Genomic DNA, 23766 nt, shown 5'->3' with positions numbered 1-23766 from the left:
TGCTCTCGATTGCTCAAAAGGCAAAATCGTCTCCGTCATCCAGCAGCGCTACTGCTGCTGCTTTGGCCAGTCCTGTATCCAAAACGATGTCTTTGACCCGCACGTCCGGGTTGTCGGCCACTTGCTTGGCAATGGCGAGAAAATGTTCGCTCATCGTCTGGATTGTTTTACGCGTAAACAAATCGGTCGAATATTCCATGCGCAGTTCGATGCTGCTGTCGTAGTCGTACACCCACAAAGTCAGGTCGAATTTCGAGGAAGGGTTGCGGAACGGGTACGATTTCAGCGTAAGCCCCTTCATCGTCACTTCGGCAGGCTTGAAATCCGGCAGCACGAGCATGACCGTAAACAGCGGATGGGCGCTAAGCTGATGAGTCAATCCGAGTTGCTCCACCAAAATCTCAAACTGCACGTCCTGATTCTCGAACAACTGCAAGCTGTTTGCTTTTACTTCGCTGACGTAATCGCCAAACGCAACGTCTGGCGCAAGCCGCGAATAAAACGGCAGCACATTCGCGAACATCCCGACCATTTTTGCGAGATCCGCGTGATTTCTTCCGGCGAGACTCGCTCCGATGACGACTTCCTCTTGCCCCGTATATTTGTGCAGCAAGACGTGGAAGATCGCGAGCATGTTCATAAACAAGGTGGTCGTGCTGCGCTTCATCGCTTCTTTCAGCTTGGCGGTCGTCTCTTTTTCCAAATGGAACGGATAAATGTCGCCGCGATAGCTCAGCACAGACGGGCGGGGGAAATCAGTCGGGAGAAGGACTTCCGGCAGCTTCCCCGACAGTTGCATAAGCCAGTATGCGGTTTGCTTGTCGTAGTCTCCGCGCTGAATCCGTTCGTTTTGCCACGCGACAAAATCGACATATTCCAGTGTGACGGGGTCAAGCGCTTCCGGCTCGTCATTGTAGAAATGGATCAACTCGTTTTGCAAAATCGCAACCGAGATATTGTCGGCAACGATATGGTGAATGTCGAACAGCCATACATATTTTTGCGCGGCGTATCGGACGACCTTTACCCGCATCAGGGGCGGCTGCCGCAAGTCAAAAGGCTGCATAAACTGCCGAACTGTCTGCTGTACGTCCGCTTCGGCCAGCTCTCTGTACTCCACTTGAAAATCGACCTCGTCGGCAATGCGCTGCACCATCTCGCCCTCGATGATGTCAAAGCCCGTACGCAAAATGGCGTGCCGACAAATGACCTGCCTAAAGGCGGCTTGCAGCCTGTCCAGGTCGAAATCCCCTTCCATGTAGGTGATTTCCGGAATGTTGTACGCGACGTTATCCGGCTGGACTTGCTGCTGAAAATAGAGCCGCTTTTGCGCCGACGACAACGGGTAGTACGCTTGCGGCGCAGCTTTTGGAATCGCCGCGTACGCTTGTTCTTCATCGTGCGTATCTGCCATGTAGCGGGCCAGATTCTCGACGGTCGTTGACTGGAAGAAGACCGCGATCGGAATTTTGATGCTGCTGGCCTGGTACAGCCGCTCGGCAACCGTCAACACTTTCAGCGAGTCTCCGCCAAGCTCAAAAAAGTCGTCGTCGCGGGCAATGCGCTCGTGGCCCAGGATCGCCTGCCAAATGTCCGCGATCAGCTTTTCCGCTTCCGCAAGCGACAGGCTCGGCTTGCTGGCATTCTGCGGCTCATCAGCAGATTGTCCGCCGCTTTCGGCCAATGCGCTCACCCGCTGGCGCTTGTACGCCAAAAGCCGCGCAGGCAAATCGACGGTCGAGACGAGTAGCTGGCTGTAACTGGCGGCGAGCGCCGTATCGAGCAGCCGCAGTCCTTCCTCCACCGTCAAAGACGGGGCTGGAGTGGCGAGCGCTGCCTCATCCTCTGCCTGTAAAGAAGCCGTTTTCGCCTGCAACTGCGGCTGCTCGATCCCCGCGCTGTCCCTGTCCGGCTGTTGTGCCGAGACGGCCGCCACCTGGTAGCCTTCGATTTCCACGATCCCCCGTCCCTGTTCATCCATTATCGTCAGGTCGAACTCGACGATTTTGCTGTCCGGCGAAGCGGCTGTCCGCAAGCGAATATGACTGTACACGTTTTCCGGCACGCTGCCGTGAATGGCAATGCTTTTGTAGGCAAACGGTACGTATGGGCCGCCAGCCGTTTCCGCCCGATTCATGTAAACGAGCGCCACGTCGATGATCGCCGGATGAAAACGATAGGTGGCGGTATCGTCCGCAAATTCCGCTGGCAGTTCAATCTGCGACAGCCCTTGCTGTGCGGTAAATGTTCCCCGGCGATAGCTGTTCCAGCGCGGCCCGTACGTAAACTGGCTGTCGCGCAGGCTGTTGTAGTCGCTTGGGCCGTACTCGCTTTGAGCGCAGCCAGCGCGAATGGCCGCGAGCTGATAGTCCCGCGTCTCGCTCTGTCCCGCGCCTACATAGCCGCGAGCATGGATAGTCCAGTTGCCGTTTGCTGCGTCCGTGCGGCTTTCCACAGTAAACCGATAGCCTTTGTCATCCGGCAACAGCACCGTTCGCACATGCACAGCGGCATCATCGGCGACAAGAAGCGGCGCCAAAAAGAACACGTCCTGAAGCCGCAAATCGGTTGCCAGCTCGGGATGAAGCGCTTCGTAGGCGGCGCAGGCCATTTCCACATAGCAAGTTCCCGGCAGCACGGCTCTGTCTCCTACCCGATGCTCGGCCAACATCCAGTCTCGGCTCGCCTGAAAATGAGACAAAAACGTCGTGCGCCCTTTGTTTTCTTGCACGACATACCGGAAAAACGGGTGCTCCGACGGACGGTACGAAATGCCGGGAAGCGCGGAGCTGTCCGGCCGAAATGCCGATGAGAGGCTGGCCATTCCGGTGTTTTCCCACGCATCCCAGTTGATCGCCTGGGTGAACACGCCCTTTCTCGTATTGGTCAGGGCAAATGCGTCCAAAAAGGCATTCGCCGCGCTGTACGCTACTTGCGCAGGCGGAGCGATGACCGAGCTTAACGAGGAAAAGAGCAGCAAAAAGTCGATAGAGGGCGCCCATTGCTCGATCGCTTTTTGCAGGGCGACCGTTCCGTACACTTTTGTCGCAAACACAGCCTCGTCCAGTTCGCTCGTTCTGCGCTGGATGACGGCCCCGTCGGGAACGCCCGCGATATGGATGACGCCGTCGATTGACGCATGCTCCTCCACGATCTGGCTGAAAATGCGCAACACTTGCGCTTCATCGGCAATATTGGCCTGATGCAAGCAAAGCTGCTTCGCGGAAGCCTGCAATTCCCGCAGTAGCGCAATTTTTTGGCTAAGCGGATCGTCCTCGCCGTGGAGCGTGCGCCACAAGTCCCATTCCGCTTCCGGCAAAAAGTGCGAGCGGTTGATGAGGATAAGCGTCGCGTGGTACTTTTCCGCCAAAAATTTGGCTACATGCAACCCGATCGCGCCCAGGCCCCCGGTAATGACGTAAACTCCCCCGTGCTTGAGGCGCTGCGAAGCCGTGGAAGCAGAGGCAGGCAGATGAACCTGCTTGAAGGCAGGCTCCCAGATGTACGCATGGCGGACGGCGAGCAAGTCAGCGAAGTCCTCCCCGCCGTCGGACTGTTGCAACAGCAGGCGGCCGACGCGCTCACTCTCGCGGCGGTCGGCGTCGATCAGCCTGCACGTCATGTTTTCGTACTCTTTCGGAATGACGCGTACCGGACCGAGCAATGTCGCTTTGGCGGGTTCGACCGCCTCGTCTCCAATCACTTCAAACACGTCGCTCGTGACGATATCGACCGCAATCGTTTGCTGGAGCCGAAGCTGTCCGATGGCTCGCGCCAGGTTCAACAAGGTGTGGTAGCCGAGCCGATTCCATTGCTGTGCCGCCCGCTTGGGGCTAGTAGCGTCCGCCTGCTGTCCGTAGCACCAGAAATGCACGATCTTCAGCGGCTTGTCTGCGGGAAGCGCCAGCGTTTCCAACAGCTTGACCAGATCGTCGCGATCGTCCGGGTTTACCGTATAGGCGGCTTCCTTCTGCGCGAAGCCCTCGCCCGCTTCGACACGGACGACGGCGTGGCCCGCGGCCTCGATTTGCGCGATCCAGCGGATGACGGCAGCATCTTGGGTAGCGAACACGAGAACAAGACAAGGCGCAAGCTCCCGTGCAGCCTCGCCGCCGTCTGAGCGCGTCCATGACGGAATGTACAGCCAGTCTGCGCTGTTCTGCTTGACGGTCGCGCCGTCTGCTTGCGGATGAACCTGAACGCGCGCTTGACCTTGCAGCAGATGAGTCAGTTGTTTGAGCTGCTCGGCGTCTACTCCGTAATTTTTGCGCGTAAACGGATACGTAGGAAGCGAGACGCGCGCTTGGCTAAGATGCTTGTTCAACTCGGCCCATTTGATCGGGCAGCCTTTTGACCAAAAGTGGCCGATCGCTTCAAGAAGGCGCTGCTCGATATCGGCCGGGCCTGCTACGAGAGACAGCACGCCGGACGCGCTATCGGCTTCCGCCGCTGTCCGCACGTCCCCGGCAGCTTTTTTCGCTCGGCCAAACCGTAGCTGTTCCATCCCGTCGGCTGCTTCTTGCCAGGCCCCAAGCGTCTCGCTTTCTGCCTCGCCTTGTCCGAGGCGGTTCACCCAGTAGTCCGGGATCGTCACTTCGCGGGAAACCGTTTTCCCCGCCGCGCAGGACACGACCGGAACAGACGGCAACGAGAGCTGGACGGAGCGAAAAGCGTCAAACAACTCGGCCTGGAGAGCTTCCAGCAAGAACAGATCGCCTTCGCTTCCGCTCAGTTCTTCCAGGAGCTCTCCCCTTTTTTCCACAAGCGTCAGCGCCTCTTCTACGGAGAAGACACCGGCGAGACAAGCAGCCACATACTCGCCGCTGCCCGCTCCCGCGACTGCAGCGGGCTGTACTCCGATGCGCTGCAACCATTTGGCTGCGGCCAGTTGGAACAGAAAGGACATCATCTGCCCGCGCGCAGAGAAAGCATCGAGCAACTGCGCGCCAGCAGTCCCCACTGCCTCGCTTGCCTGCTGCAGCAACGCTGCAAATTCGTCCCGGCAATACGCGCTCTGCAAGCCCGCTCGGTACAGCAAAGCCGCTTCCTCTGCGCCCAGTTCGGAGAACACAAACGCAATCGGCGGGACCGCCTTTTTCGCCAGCCCAAAAGCTTGCGGCCTGTTTTGCGCAAGAGCGGCGCAAGCATCTGCCATGGCGCGGCAAGCCACATAGCGCCGATAGGAAAAAGGCGCCCGGCCCATTTGCAGCGTGTAGGCGATGTCGGCAAGGTCGGCACCCGGATGCTGCTTGACAAAAGCTACAAAGTCGTCCGTCGCACGCTCCAGCTCTGCTTCGCTCTTTGCGGAAAATACGAGCAGCCTGCTCTCCTGCGTCCGGGACCGCGAGCTGCCGCTCGCGGGCGCTTCTTCCAGCACGACGTGCGCATTCGTTCCGCCCACGCCAAACGAGCTGACCCCCGCTCGCAACGGGCCTTCAGGCCGGACCCAGGCTGTCGCCTGATCGACCAGAAAAAAGGGCGTATTTTCCAGCTCGAGGTTTTGATTCGGCCTGGAAACGTGCAAGGTAGGCGGCAAGCATTTGTTGTCGAGTGCGAGCACCGTCTTTATCAATCCGGCGATCCCCGCCGCACTGTCCAGGTGCCCGATATTGGTTTTGACGGAGCCAAGCCCGCAGTAATTTTTTCTTCCTGTCTGAAAAGCGCGAGTCAGCGCTTTGACTTCGATCGGATCGCCCAACGCTGTCCCGGTTCCGTGCGCCTCGACATAGCCGATCGTCGCCGGGTCTACTCTCGCTACCCGATGAGCGGCGCGAATCACCTCCACCTGCCCGTCTACGCTTGGAGCGGTGTACCCGACTTTGCGGTTGCCATCGTTATTGATCGCGCTTCCTTTAATGACCGCGTATATGTGGTCGCGATCGCGCAAGGCATCGTCCAGACGCTTCAAAATCACCAGTCCGATCCCGTTGCCCACCACCGTTCCGCTGGACTCGGCATCAAAGGCGCGGCAATGGCCATCGGATGACAAAATCATCCCTTCCTGATAGACATACCCGTTTTTTAGCGGGCTCGTAACGGAGACGCCGCCAGCTACCGCGAGATCGCATTCCCCGCTGAGCACGCCCTGGCAGGCTACGTGCACGGCGACCAATGACGTGGAGCACGCCGTGAACAGCGTATAGCTCGGCCCCGTCAGATGCAGCTTATAGGACACTCTCGTGCTCATCAAATCTTTGTCGTTCAGGTGGGCGATTTCAAACTCCTCGGCTCCGTTGTGCGAGCCTACAGACATGGACAGCGCCTCCCAGCGAAAATGAGGGCGCCCTCCGACGTAGACGCCGACAGCGTCATCGGTCGTACCTGGCGGATAACCCGCGTCCTCCAGCGCTTTCCACGTATGCTCGTGCAGCAAGCGGGTCTGCGGGTCCATATATTGGGCTTCGTTCGGGGTGTAGCCAAAAAAGTTGTTGTCAAAATAGTCGCTCTCTTCCAGGTGACCTTTGGCGTTGACGAAGTTTTTCGCTTTGTACGCCTCTGCCGCTACGCCCGCTTCTTCCAGTTCTTTTTCTGAAAAAAAGGAGATGCTCTCCACACCGTTTTTCACATTATGAAAAAATTGCTCGAGATTTTTCGCGCCCGGAAAAGCGCCCGACATCCCGATGATGGCGACTTCCAAGCCTGTTTTTGCGTTCTCGTTCATGGTTCCCCTCCTTTGCTCCCGGTTTTTTGTTCCTCGCGGCTTCCCGGCGGCGGGCAAACGCGACGCCGCTTGTCTATCCAGGAGAGTCGGTTATGCAAGCGATGCTTATCCTTTTGCCATCAAGGTCATGGCAAATATATGTATGTTGGGGCAATCCGGCAACTTGATGCGCTGCAGCTTTCGGCTCTGGTTCAAATAGTATTGCTGCACCAGCAGCCTGACCGGAAAATCAAGCCGTTCCACCCTTCCCTCTCGGCGTACCGCGCCTTTTCCTACCCATGCCGTCGTTTCCCCGAAAATCGGTTCCATGCACCAGTCGGTAAATTGGAGCGGAATGTAGCTGACGGCGTTGTCTTCGTAGCCCATTTCGATGCGCTCCGTGTAGCTCCCGCACTCTGAGCAGCCCAGGATCAACAGGCTCGCATAGTGGCCTTCCGGGATGGGCAGCTCTTGCCCGGCGCAAGAAATATTGTCGTTTTGCTTTTCCACAAGCGCGGGCAAAGAAAACGGCACCCCGTTTACATGCCATAGCGGCTGATCGGGCATATCCTCCAGCAAAAATACTTCGCCCATCAGCGTCAAGTCGGCGGGGCACGCAGGATCGGCCAAGCGGCTGAAGCCTTTGTTATTGCAATGAGCAGACAGGTCGACGAATGTCATCTGGCTGTAGTCGGCCCCGGCTTTCGCCTGCTCGCGCCTGTCTGCCGCTCGCTGATCGGGCAGCCTCTCTTCGCAAATGTTTTGCAACTGGTTGGCCACCTTTTCCTCCAGTTCGGCAACCGTCCGGATTTTATTCGCCGCTCGCTGAATCAGCGCGCTATCGCCCGATTGGTAGTACGCTTTCGTCAGCATCGACAGCACCGTGCTCCATTGAGCCGCCGAGTAGGACAAGTCGTGAATCAACGGAGCAAGGCTGTCTACGTCGTACCGGTCGCTCACGTACTCTAAGGCGGTTGCAAAATGTTTGCGGCCGTTGCTGATCGCGTGCAAAACGGACAGCAACGGCGACATCCACACTTGCGGCGCTTCGGCAAACTCGCCGGCGACGGTTGGCAACTGCTGCAAAACATCGGCAAATTCTCTCATCTGCGCGAAGGCGTGCTGCTCGTGCTCTCGATACAGCGTCTGCTTCAACGCATACAGGATCGTCTGTTTCCAGCAGAAAACTTGCTCGCTATCCGGCAGCTTGCGAAACAGCGCGATCCCTCTGCACTCGTGGCGAAAACAATCTGCTATCGCAATCGTTACGTTTTGCCGTTCGTAAAAGCAGTCCACCAGCGTATAACGCTGATTGGCCTTGTCTTCGCCTACGATCAGGCACGTATGAAGCGAATGGTATTTCTGATAGCCGTGGCTCCACGGGCAGTAATAGGAATCCAGATCAATGGCGACCGGTCTTGATGCTTGCAGCTCGCTCTCCACCAAAGCGACCGTGTCCTGCCAGGATGCATTCCCTTTCACCACGATTTCGATGCCGTGCAAGTGCTTGAGCAAGTTCAACATGTCTCCGATTCCTGGTGTAATGCTCTGGTACAGCTTCCCTGTTCGCTGCCATTGCGTGCGGTCAAAAGTAAATCCCCACGATTCCAAAAACATCAAGGCGTAATCGCGCTTCCACCAGGTGGCGACGGAAACGATGGTGTCCTCCTTGCAGTTTCGCGAATCGTGGTGGATGGGATGGATAGCTAAGAGTGCGTTCACAGTTAATCACCTTTTTGGTTAATGGGGAAATGGACCAGGCCGTTTACATGCCCATCGTTGGCTTACTCTCTCTTTCTCAGCTCGGCTTGTCTGGCCAAAAGCTCCCTTCCGGCGACTTCCCGCTCCTTCTGCCTGTTTGCCTCGCCTGCATCGTCCGGCCCGGTTTCATCGGACTGGATGCTTTTCGCCAAGCTGGCAATCGTCGGATTGGCAAACAGGTCCACAATCGGGATTGGCTTCTGGAACTCTTCCTCCAAAAGCGATTTGATCCGAATCAACGTTAACGAAGTAGCGCCGAGTTCAAAAAAGTTGTCGTTTGTGCTGATCTCCTGAATCCCTAAAAACGTCTCCCAAATTTCGGCGATTCGTTGTTCGATCAAAGTGGACGGCTGTTCATACTCGACCATCGCGGAACTGCTTTTCCGTTTTTGCCGGGCGCTTTTCGGCATCGCGGCATCGGCCTTTTCCGCGGGCTGCTCCACGAAGCGAATCCACTGGTCCAGCCGCGCTTCCAAATCACCGGGGGAGTGCACGAGATGGTGGTAGCGGTCGACTGCCAATACTCTGCGGAGCGCCTCGATCCCTTCTTCCGGCGTCATAGCCAGGTCGCCGATGGAAGACTGGTACGCCGCCGCTTTTTCGCGGCTTTGCCATGCTTCCCAGTTAATCGTTTTCCACTTCACGCTGCGCTGCCTGTTTCGCTTGACCGTGTAGGCATCCATGAACACATTCGCCGCCGCATACGCCGCAAAGCCGTACCCGCCGAGCACGGACGCTGTCGAGGACATCAGCAGACAAAAGTCAAGCGATGTTTGTTCCAACACTTGATCGAGGACGAGCACCCCGTCCATTTTCGGCTGAAAAATCGCCTGGCACAGCTCTTCGTCCAACTGGTCAAGCGCATGGAAAAACTGATCGCCCATGTTTGCTGCACAATGGAAGACGCCGTGAATCGCCCCGTGCGCCGCTGTGATTTTGGCTATCGTCTCAGACATTTGCAGGTAGTCATCGACTTGCGCCCGGTAAACTTCGATAGTCGCTCCTTGCCGCTCGGCTGCGATCAGCTCGCGGATGCGCATGCTGCGCGGGTCGTTTTCTCCGTGCTCCGCCAGCCACGCCTCCCACTCCTGCTTCAGCGGGAACGACCGTTGAACAATCGCAATCGTCGCCTGATAATGCTTGGCTAAATAGCTGCCGATCATCCAGCCGATCATGCCTGCTCCCCCGGTAATCACATATACACCGTTTTGGCGAAAAGGCTCTGCTTCTTGCTCCGTCAGCTTGACGGGCTGATAGCACGGAACCCAGCGCTGGAAATGGCGATAAGCGACCAACCGATCTGTGGAAGTGGAAGCGTAAGCAAGCTCTTCCAGCAGCATCCGGGCAAGCTGTCTGGCAGCCCCCGCAGCTTCGATCTCGGCGGCCGAAATATCGACGGTTAGCTGGCGGATGTTTTGCATTTCTTGGGGAATGACATGGCCCAGCCCAATCAGCGGAGCGTGCTCCGGGAACAGCGTCTCCTGTCCGGTCACGGCCACCGCTTCATTCGTCACGACAGCCATGCGCACGCCTTTGTGCCTGTCCAGGCGCTGCAAGCCCCGGGCAATGTGCATCACGCTGTAAAAGCCTGTCTGCTGCGTTTTATGCAAGGCAAACCCATCCAGCGGGGCGCTCGGCTTTTGTCCGGCATTCCACAAATGAAGCACATGATCGACACGCACGTTTTGCTCTGCCAGGCTGGCAAAAAGGCTGGCGTAGTCAGCGGGCGAATCGGGGTTGACCGTATATCGTTGACCGCCCGCGCCTTCCCCGGCAAATTCCGCGCCGCTGTAGACGGCGATCAGAGCCTGTCCGGCAGACGACAGCTCGCGAATCACTTCGTCGCTGAACGAATCGCGATTGGCGAAGACGAGATATGTCTGTTGCGCTGGCAGCTTGGCGACAGGCGGGCATACTTTTTGCTGCCAAAGCGGCACGTAAAACCAGTCCTCGATGTGCGGCTTCTTTTGCAGCTTCTTTTTCGCGGGCGGCTGCTTGTCGCGCAGCATGTGGAACGGATTGCCGTCCAGCCAATGATAGGCGCGCTCAAACGGATAGGTCGGCAAGGACAGCCGATTGCGCTTTTCCGACGCGTACAGCTTCGTCCAGTCGATGGTGTGGCCCGCTCCCCACAGTTGGCCCAAACGGGTCTGCAAGTAGTACAGGTCGTCTACTTTTTCCTGCGGGTTGCTAATGATATTGAGAATCGTATGCGCCGAGTCGCGGTGGACAAAATAGCGCAATAGCGCGCTCAAATTTCGGTCTGGCCCCACTTCGAGAAACGTCAGCGCGTCTTCTTCCTGCAAAATTCGCTGCAAGCCGCAGGCAAAACGGATCGGGTCGGTCAACTGTCTCGCCCAGTAGCCAGGGTCTGTTGCCTGCTCGGCCGTAATCCACTCCCCGGTCATGTTGGAAATAAACGGGATGTGCGGCGGGTGCAACGGAAATTTCCTCATCTCCTCCTCAAATGCCTGCCTGATCGGCTCCATTAAAGCGGAGTGCAGCGCATGGGCCGTGTCCAGGCGAATGCCGATCTGTTTTCGCGCCTTCAACTGTTCCTCAAACTGCTCCACCGCTTCTTTCGTTCCCCCGACTACGCACGACGGACCGTTGACGATGCACAGCGAGAGCGTATCCGGAAGCAATGGCAAAAGCTCTGCTTCTGTCAGCGGGACGCTCAGCATGGCCCCTTCCCCGGTCTCTTTGATAAGCTGGCCTCTGCGGATGATGACGCGAATGGCGTCTTCCAGCGCAAACACCCCTGCCAGGCAAGCGGCCGCAAACTCCCCGAAGCTATAGCCGATCATGGCAGCGGGCTTGACGCCGAGTTCTATCAAGTATTTGCCGAGAGCGTATTCGAAAAGGAAGACCACAAGCTGGCTGACGTCAATCTGCCTGATTTTTTGCCTCGCTTGCTCGTGATCTGCTTGCGGATAAAGCCACGCTTTGCCGGGCACATCGAGGTAACGGTCGAGTATCGCAAAGCAGTGATCGAGCTCTTTACGGAACAATGGCTCGGAGCGGTACAAGCCAAGCCCCATCTCGACGTACTGATTGCCAAGCCCCGGAAACAGGAAGACGATTTTTTTGTCCGCATGCTCGACAGCGCTTGTAAACAGCTTCCGCGAGCGCTTCCCTTTTTCGTTTCCAACCGACTGTAAAATCTCAGCCAGTTCATCCGCGTGGCTGGCGACGACAAACCGTCTGTGCTCGAATGCTTTTCTTCCAACCTGGAGCGTAAACGCCAGATCAGGCAAAGACACATCCGGATTTTGGCGGATGTAGTCGGCCAATTTCCGCGTAGACTGGTCCAGGGCGCTTTCGCTTTTGGCCGAAAGCAGGATGAGCTGCGAGCCTCTGCCCTTTGCGGACTTGGGCATGGGCGGGGCTTCTTCCAGGATGACATGCGCATTCGTGCCCCCAATCCCGAAGGAGCTTACCCCGGCCCGCAACGTGTCGTTGACGGTGGATAAATCGAACCGCTGGGCGCTCACGACAAAGGGCGAATCCGACAAGTCGATTTTCGGATTCAGCTTTTGAAAGTGCAACGTTGGCGGCAACAGTTTATGTTGCAGACTGAGCGTTGCCTTGATAAGCCCCGCCACCCCTGCTGCTGCATCGAGATGGCCGATGTTCGACTTGACCGAGCCGATCCGGCACACGCCTTCTGCGCTGGCAAAAGCGGTGCGCAATGCTTCCAGCTCGATCGGGTCGCCGAGAACAGTGCCTGTGCCGTGTGTTTCGACGAAGTGAATGTCGGCAAAATCTACTTCGGCCAGTTGCTGGGCCGCCTGGATCACTTCCGCTTGCCCTTCCACACTCGGAGCCGTGTAGGCGCTTTTCCGGTCCCCGTCGTTGTTGATCGCGGAGCCTTTGATGAGCGCATAAATGTGATCCCCGTCAGCGAATGCTTCTTCATAGCGCTTCAAAACGACAACCCCGGCTCCATTGCCTGGCACTGACCCCTGACTGTTTTCGTCAAACGGCTTGCAGTGTCCATCCGGTGACAAAATCATGCCCTCCTGATACTGATAGCCGGACTTCAACGGCAAAGAGACGCTGACACCCCCGGCCAGAGCAAGGTCGCACTCGCCGTTGAGCAATGCCTGCGCGGCAAGGTGGACGGCGACGAGCGATGTGGAGCACGCTGTGTTGACGGTGATGGAAGGCCCTTTCAAATTGAGCCGATGGGCGATCTGCATCGACATGAAATCTTTGTTCGCAAGCTGGTTGGCCGCAAACGGACCGAGCAGTTGGGCGCTCTCGGACAAAAACGCGAGGGACTGCCAGTACAGACTGCTGGCAGCTCCTGCGTACAGGCCGATCAACCCTGGATACGTGTCGGGGCAATAGCCCGCATCCTCCAGCGCTTCCCAGACGCATTCGTGAAAAAGGCGAACTTGCGGGTCCATGACCTCGGCTTCAAGCGGTGAATAGTGAAAAAAGGAAGCGTCAAAATATTCGCTGTTCTCCAGGTAGCCTTTTGCCGGAACGTAGTCTGGACGGGCCACAAGCTCCGGATCGATGCCGCTTTTTTCCAGCTCCTCGCGGGAGAAAAACGTGATGGCTTCTTTGCCATTGACCAGATTGCTCCAAAAGCCCGCGATGTCCGCCGCTCCCGGAAATCTTCCCGCCATGCCAATAATGGCAATTTCAAGTCCGTTTTGTTGTTTACTCATCCTTGTTTATCCCTTTTCTTTTTGATAATCGCTGTGATCGTTTCGCATTGCCCTGGGCCAACCGTTCTTTTCGCTCTGGTGCGGCAACGGCCTGCGCCTTGTCTGTGTGCGCCTTGTGGCTTGCGTAGGCCAGGAACGATTCGATGGTGCGATACCTGTACAGATTGGCGATCGAAATGTCCGGGTCGATCTGCTCCGTCAGCAGCTTGTGCAAATGGATGACGCTGAGCGAGTTGCCTCCGAGCTGGAAAAAGTCGTCCCGAATGCTGAGCTTCTCGATTTGCAGCACTTCTTTCCAGATCAGCGACAGTTGCTGCTCCAGCGCGGTTTTGGGTAGTACGGCTCTTTCTGTTTCCGCGCTGAGCGGCAGGCGGGCAAGCGCCTTTCTGTCTGTTTTTCCGCTGCTCGTAAGCGGCAGGGCTGCGAGCTGGCGGTAATGCACGGGCACCATGTACACGGGCAAATGCCGCTGCAAATACGCCTGCAACCGGGCTGAATCAATCGGTTCTGCGGCGCTGAAATAGGTGCAGAGCATCTTGTTCTCCGCCTGTGCTCCCTGGCTGACCACCGCCACTGTCTCAATCTGGTCCGAATAGGACTGGATCGCCGACTCGATTTCTCCCAGCTCAATCCGGAAGCCGCGCAGCTTGATCTGGGTATCTTTTCTACCCAAATAGGCGATGTTTCCGTCTTCCAGCCAACGGGCGAGGTCGCCTGTAAAGTACAGCCGCTCTCCGGGAAGCAGCGGCAGCTCCCTGAATTTTTCGGCCGTCAGCTCGGGGCGGTTGAGGTAGCCTTTTGCCACCTGGATGCCCGCGATGCACAGTTCTCCCGGCACGCCAATCGGCGCAAGGCCGCCTTCTTCTGTGATAATGTACAGACGGGTATTTGCTACTGGTTTGCCGATTGGAATGAGCCGATCGGCTGCCTGGACTTCATAGGCGGTTACGTCAATCGACGCCTCGGTGGGGCCGTACAAGTTGTGCAGCTCTACCCCCGGCATTTTTCGGAAAAAGCGGTCCTTCACCTCGATGCTAAGCTCTTCGCCGCTGCATATGCAGCACTTGAGACGAGAAAAGGAAGCGTCGTCCGGTAAGGTGTGGAGGAACGCTGCCAGCATGGACGGCACAAAGTGCAACGTCGTTATCTGCTGTTCGTCGATCAGGCGATAGAGGTACTCCGGGTCTTTTTCCCCGCCCGGCTTGGCGAAACATAGCACCCCACCGATCATGAGCGGCAAAAACAGCTCCCAGACGGAGACGTCAAACGTGTAGGTCGTCTTTTGCAGCACGACCTCGTTTTCGTCCATGCCGTAATGCGCTGCCATCCAGCGCAAGCGGTTCGACATGCCGCCGTGCGTTAGCATGACTCCTTTTGGCTGGCCGGTGGAGCCGGATGTGTAGAGTACGTAGGCCAAATCGTCTGGCAGAAGCGGTACGTCCGGGTTCGTGCGTTCATAGCTGGCGTACTGCGCTTCGTCTTCCAGATCGTAGACGGCAACGCCTGTAAAAGCCGCTTGATCGACCAAGCGGCTTTGACTGAGGACGGTGCGAATGCCGCTGTCTTCAAACAAATACTGAATCCGCTCGGCTGGCGTGGCAGGGTCGATAGGCAAATAGGCTCCGCCTACCTTTTCGATTGCCAACAGCCCGATTATCATTGCCACGGAGCGCTCTGCCATGATGCCGACGATCTCGTTTTTCGCGCAGCCACGCTCAAGCAAGAACCGCGCCACCTGATTCGCCCGTTCGTTCAGCTCGCGATAAGTCAGTCTCTGCCCTTCGCACACGACTGCCACCTCGTCGCCGCGCACGCTTGCCTGCGCTTCGATGAGCGCCACCACGCTTTGGCTCCAGTCCTCGTCCACGTGCGTCTGGTTGAAGCCGTCCCGCAGCAGGCGTTCTTCCTCTGCGGAAATCAAGCGAACCTCCTTGATCGGCTGTTCCGGCGACTGCACAATCTCCTGGACGATTTGCATGTAATGCTGGCCCATCCGCTCCACTGTGGAGGCGGCAAACAGCGATGTCGCATACTCCAGCGCAAACCCGATCTGCCCTTGCTCTTCCCACGCTTGCAGCATCAGGTCAAACTTGGCGATCCCGCTGTGAATGTCCTGACGCTGCACGTCCAGCCCGCGAATGCGCAGTTGGCTGCGATCCCGTTGTTCCCACGCAAACATCGTGTCAAACAACGGGTTGCGGCTGAGGTCCCTTTCTTTTTCCACCTGCTGCACCAGCTCTTCAAACGGGTACGTCTGGTGCTCAAACGCTTGCAGGCAATACGCTTTCAGCTCCTGCAAGTAGTCAAGTACCCGCTTTTCCCCTGCCGGATAGCTGCGCAGCGCCAATGTATTGACAAAAGCCCCTACCGTCTCTTCGGTTTCCGCGCCGATCCGGCCGCCAACCGGAGTTCCGACGATGATTTCCTGCTGTCCGCTGTATTTGGCTAGGAGGATGGAAAAGCAACCAAACAGCAGCATGTACGGGGTCAACTGCTGCGTGCGGCAAAACTCGCGGAGCGCAGCGGCTTGCTCGTCCGTCCAGACAAACCGCCTCAGGTCGCCAGCAAAATGTTTGATCGGCGGACGGCGGTAGTCGATCGGCAAATCGAGCGTTTCGTAGCCGTCCTTGTACTGCTGCAGCCAGAAATCCGCTTCCGTTTGCCAATCGGCGGCGTCCCGGCTTTGTTGCCAGACGGCGAAGTCTTTGTACTGCCGCTTCGGCTCCGCCAGCGTCTGCCCGTCGTAATAAGCGAGGAAATCGCTGACCAGCCGTTCAATCGACAGCCCGTCGGAAATGATGTGGTGCATGTCGATCAACAAAACGTGGCGGTCAGTGCCTATGCTCACCAGGCGAATCCGCAGCAAGGGCGCTTCGTGCAGCGAAAACGGGCGAATAAAGCCTGCTAGCGCTTCTTCTACGCTCGCGCCTGGCATCTCCCACCATTCCAGCGTAAAGGGCGCGGCTGTCGGAGTAGCCGAACCACTCGGAACAGCCTCAACCGCAACAATCTTCTGCACCAACTCCTGCCCATTCAACTCAAAATACGTCCGCAACGCCTCATGCCGTCGCAGCAAGCCTTCGCACGCAGCCTGCATCCGCTCCCGGTCGACAGCCCCTTGCAACAGGAACACGCCCGGAATGTTGTACGCCGTGCTCGTTTCGTCAAACTGCTGCAACGCATACAGCCGTTTTTGCTGGGACGAAACCGGATAGTACGCCGCTTCCGCTGCTTTCGGGATGACGACGGCCGCCTGCGGCGCTTTTTGCCGAATGAGCGGCACCAGCTCCCGGATCGTCGGATGCGCGAACACCTCTTGCATCGTCAGTTGCACCTGGAACGCATCGGCAAGCTTGGAAATAAACGAAACGACCTTGAGCGAGTCAAATCCCGCTTCAAACAAATCCTCGTCTTCCCCTACATTCGGCCCGCCGATGATCTCCCCGACTAACTGCGAGATCACGCTCCCCTCTTCGCTCGCAAACGTATGAACGACTGGAACCGACTCAACCGCTTGTCCACCCGATCCCTCCTGCGAAGGCGAATGCGTGGACGTGGACGAGAGCGATGCCGAGGACTGTAGCGCTGCATTTGCCAACCGCTTGCCTCCCGCCCGTTTGCCAAGCTGGCTGGTGTCAAAACGAAACGCATGGTTCCAGTAGCGCTTTTTCTCAAACGGGTACCCCGGCAGTGAAACTCTTCTGCGCTGCTCACCGCCGTAAAACCGTTTCCAGTCCAGGTCGACTCCGTACAGCCACAATTGCGCCACTGTCTTTACAAGCTGCTCGTCGTCCGCCACCTGCTTGCGTTCAACCCGGATCGTGTCGAGCAGCTTTTGCTTGCGCTCCGGACGCACAAAGCGCTGCGCAAGCATACATAAGTTTCGTCCCGGCCCGATCTCGATGAACAGCGTATGCTCCTTTTGCGCCAGCTTTTGCAACCCGGCGACAAAGCGGACAGGCTCGCGCAAATGGCGCACCCAGTAGCCGGGATCGGCCGCTTCCGCAGGCGCAACCGGATTGCCCGTCAAGCTGGAGACAAACGGAAGAGTGGGCTGCTGGAACGAAACATGGTGAACGCATTCGCTAAATTCGCTCAGCATCGCATCGAGCATGTTGGAATGCCCGGCATGGGAAATCGCGAGCCGCATGCTAATGACCTTTTGCGCCTTCAGCGTCGCTTCAAACCGGGCAATGTCCTCCTTGCTCCCGGAGACAATGCACGATTCCTCGTTCACGGCTGCAATCGACAGTTCGTGCGGCAGGATGGAAAGCAAAGCGCCTTCCGCCAAAGGAACCGTCAGCATGACGCCTTCCGGAAGCTTTTCCATGAGCCGGCCTCTGTGATAAGTCAAAAACAGGGCGTCTTCCAACGAGAAAACCCCGGCCAGGCACGCTGCGACATACTCGCCGATGCTGTACCCGATCATGTTCGCCGGAGCAACGCCCCACTCCATCAGCAACCAGGCCAACGAATACTCGATGGCAAAATGAAGCGGCTGGGAAACGCTCTGCCTGTGTATCTCCCGCGCTGCCCGGTCGTCAGGCTGGTCAGGATACAAATAGCCCTGATAACGGACACCCGAAATTTTTTGCAAAATCGCGAAGCATTCATCCAGCTTCGCGCGGAAAAGCGGCTCGTGGCGGTACAGGTCCAAAGCCATATTCACGTATTCCGCGCCCTGGCCCGAAAACATGAACACAACCGCAGGCGTTTGCTCGGAGGCGACGAAATCCCATGATTTGCGGGAGTTTTTCTCGGTCAAAATTTCAATCGCCTCTCTCACCTCTGAGCAAAGCAAGACAGAGCGGTGCGAAAAACGTTTGCGCCCTACCTTCAACGTATAGGCGACATCGGCGAGCTGGATGCTGTCGTCGCGCTTGAACGTCTCGCGAATCCGCCCCTTCATCTCCTTCAACGCAGCCTCGCTGTGCGCGGACAGCGCGATCATTTGATACCGCCTGCTCGCGGGCGTCCCGATCGCTGGCGGCGCTTCCTCCAAAATCACATGAGCGTTGCTGCCCCCCTGCCCAAACGAGCTGACGCCTGCCCGCAGCGGAAACGTGTCTTCTTTTTGCAAATCGAGAAGCTGCGTATTGAGGTAAAACGGAGAATTTTCGAAATCAATCTGCGCATTGACCTCTTCACAATTGATCGTCGGCGGGATCATCCGGTTTTTGAGCGCGAGCGAGGTTTTCATCAGCCCGGCAATCCCTGCCGCCGCTTCCAGATGCCCGATATTTGTTTTGACGGAGCCGATCCCGCAGTAATTTTTCTTGTCCGTATCGAAGGCCAGTTTCAGCCCTTCGATTTCGACCGGATCGCCCAATGCCGTTCCCGTCCCGTGCGCTTCGACATAATGAATCTGCGCAGCTCCGATCCCGGACCGTTCGATCGCTTTCTGAATGACCGCCGCCTGTCCTTCCGCGCTCGGAGCCGAATAGCCCACTTTGCGGTTTCCGTCGTTATTGACCGCCGTCGACTTCAAAACGGAGTAAATATGATCGCCGTCTGCCAGCGCATCCTTGAGACGTTTTAGCACGACAAGCCCGACGCCGTTTCCGGTGACAGTCCCGGTCGCTTTTTTGTCAAAGGCGCGGCAATGGCCGTCCTTGGATAAAACCATTCCTTCCTGGTGGACGTATCCGGCTTCATCGAGCAAAGTAACGGCAGCCGCCCCGGCAATGGCGATGTCACAGTCGCCAAACAGCAAGTCTTTGTAAGCCCGGTCAATCGCCACGAGCGAGGTGGAACAAGCTGCCTGGACAGTGATCGCCGGCCCGCGCAAATTCATCCGGTACGCGATCAGCGTCGCAAACGAGTTGCTGTTGACGTGATAAATTTGATATTGCTCGGAGGCGTACAGCGACGGGGAAAACGTCTCCGGCACCCAGTAAATATTGTAGGCGGAGCCGACGTACAGACCGATGGAGCCCGGATACGCTTCCGGCTCGTATCCCGCATCCTCCAGGGCGTGCCACGCGCACTCGTGCAACAAGCGAATTTGCGGGTCCATCCACTCGGCTTCCGCTACGGTATAGCCGAAGAAATCGGCGTCGAAGCAATCGATGTCGTCGAGTTTTCCTTTCGCCTTGACGTAATGCGAGTTATTCCACAGCTCGTGATCGATGCCGAGCACCTGCATTTCGTCATCGGTGTAAAACTTGATCGCCTCACTGCCGCTGATGAGATTGCGCCAAAACTGCTCCTTGTCAGCCGCTCCCGGAAAACGCCCCGCCATTCCGATGATCGCGACATCCGTGTCTTGAATGTCCACGGCGCGAAGCTTGGCCGCTTTGGGCTTTTCGGCTGGAGGCTTGGCAGTGCGGCTCTCCCCTGTTGCTTTGGCGTGGAAGTAGTTCGCCAATTCGTGAACGGTCGGATAGGTGAAAATCGTCTGGACCGGGACGACCGTGTTCATTTCGGCTTTCAGTTCATTGCACAAGGCAATGACGTTGATCGAATCGCCGCCGACATCAAAAAACCGATCGTGTATCCCTACCCGCTCGATGTTCAGCACTTTTTTCCATGCGTCCGCGATCTTCGCTTCCAGATTGCTTTTCGGCTCGACGGTACTTGCCAAAAAATGCAGCGGCTCTTTTTGCATCTGCACCAACGCTTTGCGATCCACCTTCAAATTGCGGGTGTACGGAACGGCCTGTATCCGGTAGCAAGCAGCCGGAATCGCGTAATGAGGCAGCCGGGTCTTGAGAAAATCTTTGCAAGCCGTCCAGTTGAAGCTGCTGTCGACCACCGCGTAGGCAGCCAGCGCTGACTCGTTCTTTTCTTTTGTTTCGAGGACGACGACATCTTGGACCGGGGGAAAATCTTTCAGGGCGCTTTCCACCTCGGCAAGCTCTATGCGATGTCCGCGAATTTTGACCTGGTCGTCTTTTCGCCCGATAAACTGCAAGGTGCCATCCGGCAGCCAATAGGCGTAATCACCCGTACAGTATAGCCGCTCCCCAGGCTGAAACGGATTCGCTATGAACTTTTCCGCAGTGAGCAGCGGATTGTTCAAGTAGCCTTTTCCCAGCCCTTTTCCGAAGATGCACACCTCCCCCGGATAGCCGGGCGGGCGCAGCGTTTTCTCATTCGACAAAATGTAGATGCCGACATTGGCTAGCGGCTTGCCGATGCAAATCGTCTCTTCCAGCCGCTGGATCGTCGACCATACTGTCGTTTCGGTCGGGCCGTACACATTGTAAATGGATTGCTTCACGATCGCCCGCAACGCTTTGTACAACGCTTCCGGCAATGCTTCTCCGCCGATCAAAATCTTCTGCAGTTGTTGCAGGCTCCCGGCACGCGCTGATTGCACAAGCAGCTTCATCCGCGACGGCGTCGCCTGAAGAATCGTTACCCCTTCGGCTTCGATCAGTTTCATGATCTCTTCCGGGTCCTTGAGCACCGCGTCGCTTGCCAGGGCCATTTTCATTCCCCAGCAGAGCGGCGCCAACGACTCCAGCACGAAAATATCAAACGAATACGTAGCGAGCGCAAGTACGGTCTGCTCAGGCTCAAAGCCGATTTCCCGTTCCATGGCGTACAGAAAATTCACGACGTTTTCATGCGAAATCATGACCCCTTTGGGCACTCCGGTCGAGCCGGACGTATAGATCACATAAGCCAGATCGCCCGGAGTTGCGGGACTGGCGGCCAGTTCCCGCGCGTGTTGCTGTATGTCAGAGAGACTGTACTCGGCTTCGCTGTCTGCCTGATCCATGCACACAACGGTTTCAAATGGCGGGCACTTGGCCTTCAGCTCAGCCAGCACCCCCGTAAATTTCCCGACGGATACGACCACTTCGGCACAAGCGTCGGCAAGCATCGTCGAGCAGCGATCCAGCGGCAGCGTCGGCTCCAGCGGCAAGTAGGCGCCGCCGGATTTTAAAATGCCGAGCAGCGCAATCACCAGCTCCGGTCGCCTGTCCATGTACAGTCCCACGACCTGGTTCGGTTGCACGCCCGCCTCCCGCAACAAATTCGCCAACTGGTTCGCCTGTTCATGAATCTGCCGATACGTGAGCGCGCGGCCTTCGCAGGTCAGGGCGATGCGATCAGGCGTTCTCTCCACCTGTTCCGCGAATAGCTGATGAAGGGTTTTCCCCGCAGGCAACGCGACTTGCGTATCCACCCATTCCGCCAGCAGCTTCTGCTTTTCTGCGGGAAACAAAAAGTCAACTGCGCGAATCGTTGCGAGCGGCTGCTCCACGAGAAATGACAGTATCATTTTGTAGCGCGCGCACAGCTCCTCCACAAACGCTTCGCTATAGACCCGGCTGTCGTAGTCGACCACAAGCTCGATCGTCTCCCACAGCGTGATGAAGATCGTGAGCGGATAATTGGTTTCTTCTCTATATGAAAAGGAATCGATAACGAAATTCCGATTATTCGAATGCGATTGAAGCGGATAATTTTCAATGACGAGTACCGTATCAAACAGCTCTTTCTCAAAAGGCAATCCACTGTATTTTTTGATGTCCCGCAACGGAGTGGAGCCATAATGCTTGCGGGCATTCATGGAAGCAAACACACGCTCCAAAAATGCCTGGAGAGTTTCATCCGGGTCGACCGCCAAGCGAAGCGGCAGCGTGTTGATGAACAAGCCCACGATCTCGTCAATCCCATCGAAAGACTCTTCTCTCCCCGAGACGGTCGTTCCGAATACGACGTCTTTGCTGTCTGCATAAAAATAGTGCAGCAACGCCCATGCCCCGTACAGGTAGCAACTTATCGAATGCTTTCCCTGGCGCTTGATTTCCGCGTGAAGCGATTGCGGGATGTCCAGGCGGGCCTGTTTTTTCTTTGCAGCGTGCTTGCTTGCGCGAGCGTGGTTGGCCGGGATGATCTCTTGCAGCCAGACCGGATTCACTTCTTGCAGGTAGGTCGTCCAAAATGTTTCTTGCTCTGTCTTGTCTTTTTGCTTGATCGCCTTGATAAAATCCTTGAATTTTCGTTTCGCCGGAACGGTCGGCTGGCGATGCTCCAGCAGTTGCTGGTACGCTTCCATAAATTCAGCGAGCAGAATGCCCGTGCTCCACCCGTCGAACAAAATATGGTGATGACTCAAAATCAGTTGGTAGTCCTCGTCGCCCAATTTGTACAGGCTGACGCGAAATGCGCCTTCGCGCAGATCGAACTTGTCGGCCCGATCTTCGTCCAGCAGCTTGTCCACATAGGCGTCGCGGTCCGCTGGCGCTTGCGCGGATGCGTCGACATAGCGCAAAAAGTCCGGCAGCTCTTTGAGGATGAGGAGAAGAGGCGCTTTGACCCCTTCCCATCGAAAAACGGCACGCAGCATCTCGTTGACGGAGACGACGTGCCGCCATGCCTGTTGAAACGCAGCGAGATGGACAGCCGAGGAAACATGCAAGCTGATTTGCTCAAAGTAGAGGGAGCTGTCCGGGTCTTTCAAATAATGAAACAGCATCCCTTCTTGCATCGGACTGAGAGATAGGATGTCGCTGACTTGATTGGCATCTATTTTTTTCATACTTCCGTAATCCTTTTTGGCTGATAGTAGCGGTTCGCCCCGTGCATGGCGATGATTTGCTGCTGAATTTGCGAAGACCCTTCAATGATCTCCAAAATCTTCGCCTCGCGAAAAAGCCGCTCGACCGGATACAAATCGCAGCAGCCGTTCGCGCCGAGCACCTGAACGGCATCGGCGGCAACTTTGTTGGCTGCTACCGAGGAAAAATATTTCGCCATCGTCGTTTGCACAATCGCGTCCGGATGGTTTTCGGCGCGCATGCGCGCGGCTTCCCGGCAGAGCGAGCGGGCGGCATGAACGTTCGTCACGGCGTCGCCGATGATGCCTTTAATCAGTTGGAAGTTGAAAATTTTTTGCCCGGACTGGCTTCTTTTGCGCGCGTAGGTGACCATCACTTCCAGCGCCTCCTGCGCCAGCCCGACGCCCATCCAGGCGACATTAAACCGCCCCTGGTCGAGCGCGAAGTTGGCAATTCCCGTAAAGCCCATGCCTTCCTTGCCGATCAGCTTCTCCACGCCGACTTCCACATCGTCCAGCTCAATATCTGCAAGCTGGGAAGCGGCGCACGAAAGCAGCCCTTCTATTTTGCGGACGTGCACACCTTCTTGCTCGCGGTCGACGAGAAAAGCACTGACGCCGTTCGTCGCCGGATCGCTGGCAATGACGATAAAAAAATCGGCGATCTCGCCAAACGAAATCCACTTTTTGCGCCCGCTGATCCGGTATTTGTCGCCTGCTTTTTCGTAGGAGGTTTTCACGTCTTTGGCGCCGCTGCCCACTCCCGGTTCGGTCAACGCAAAGGCGCCGATCTTCTCGCCCCGGGCGATCGGCCATACGTACTGTTCTTTTTGGTAGTCGCTGCCCCAGCGGATGAGCGTTTCGCCTACAAGCCCGGTCGTCACGGTCAAAAGCATCGCGGCAGACAGGGCGCCTTTGCCGATCTCTTCGACCAGACTGCCGTATTCCAGCGGGTGCAACTGCAAGCCCCCGTACTGGGCCGGGAAGCTCGCAGCCAGGTAGCGCCTGTCGCCCATTTTTTGGACAAGCGCGCGGGAAAGCGCTTTTTGTTTTTCAAATTCGGCCGCAAACGGCCTGATTTCTTCTGCTGCAAACTGTCTTACTTCATCGAGAATGCTATGTGGGCTTGTTATCGTCATATTCATTCAATCCCCATCATTCAAAATGTGCTC

Annotated in this window: 5 protein-coding genes; all 5 read right to left on the bottom strand. The window is 56.9% G+C overall.

The features are described 5' to 3' along the window. Positions 1–13: 13 nt before the first annotated feature. Entirely contained in the window at positions 14–6661 is a 6648-nt protein-coding gene (locus tag M655_RS13665) for a type I polyketide synthase (protein WP_026557213.1), read from the bottom strand. 105 nt (positions 6662–6766) lie between these two features. Then, the gene (locus M655_RS13660; RefSeq protein ID WP_026557214.1) at positions 6767–8362 is read right to left on the bottom strand and encodes a beta-sandwich domain-containing protein; all 1596 of its coding nucleotides are present in this window, start codon (positions 8360–8362) and stop codon (positions 6767–6769) included. A gap of 62 nt (positions 8363–8424) precedes the next feature. Continuing rightward, the gene (locus M655_RS13655) at positions 8425–13080 is read right to left on the bottom strand and encodes a beta-ketoacyl synthase N-terminal-like domain-containing protein (RefSeq protein WP_051353882.1); all 4656 of its coding nucleotides are present in this window, start codon (positions 13078–13080) and stop codon (positions 8425–8427) included. Next, positions 13073–22576, bottom strand: a complete 9504-nt coding sequence (locus M655_RS13650) for a non-ribosomal peptide synthetase/type I polyketide synthase (protein ID WP_286086018.1) — start codon at positions 22574–22576, stop codon at positions 13073–13075. The genes M655_RS13655 and M655_RS13650 overlap by 8 nt, the downstream gene beginning before the upstream one ends. Continuing rightward, complete coding sequence (locus M655_RS13645) at positions 22573–23733, bottom strand: acyl-CoA dehydrogenase family protein (RefSeq protein ID WP_374993161.1); 1161 nt, start codon at positions 23731–23733, stop codon at positions 22573–22575. The genes M655_RS13650 and M655_RS13645 overlap by 4 nt, the downstream gene beginning before the upstream one ends. Positions 23734–23766 lie beyond the last annotated feature (33 nt).

Source organism: Brevibacillus sp. NSP2.1 (assembly GCF_000470975.2).
GTDB lineage: Bacteria > Bacillota > Bacilli > Brevibacillales > Brevibacillaceae > Brevibacillus > Brevibacillus agri.
The sequence above is the reverse complement of the archived record's forward strand: the minus strand, read 5'-3'. Positions and strand labels throughout refer to the sequence as shown.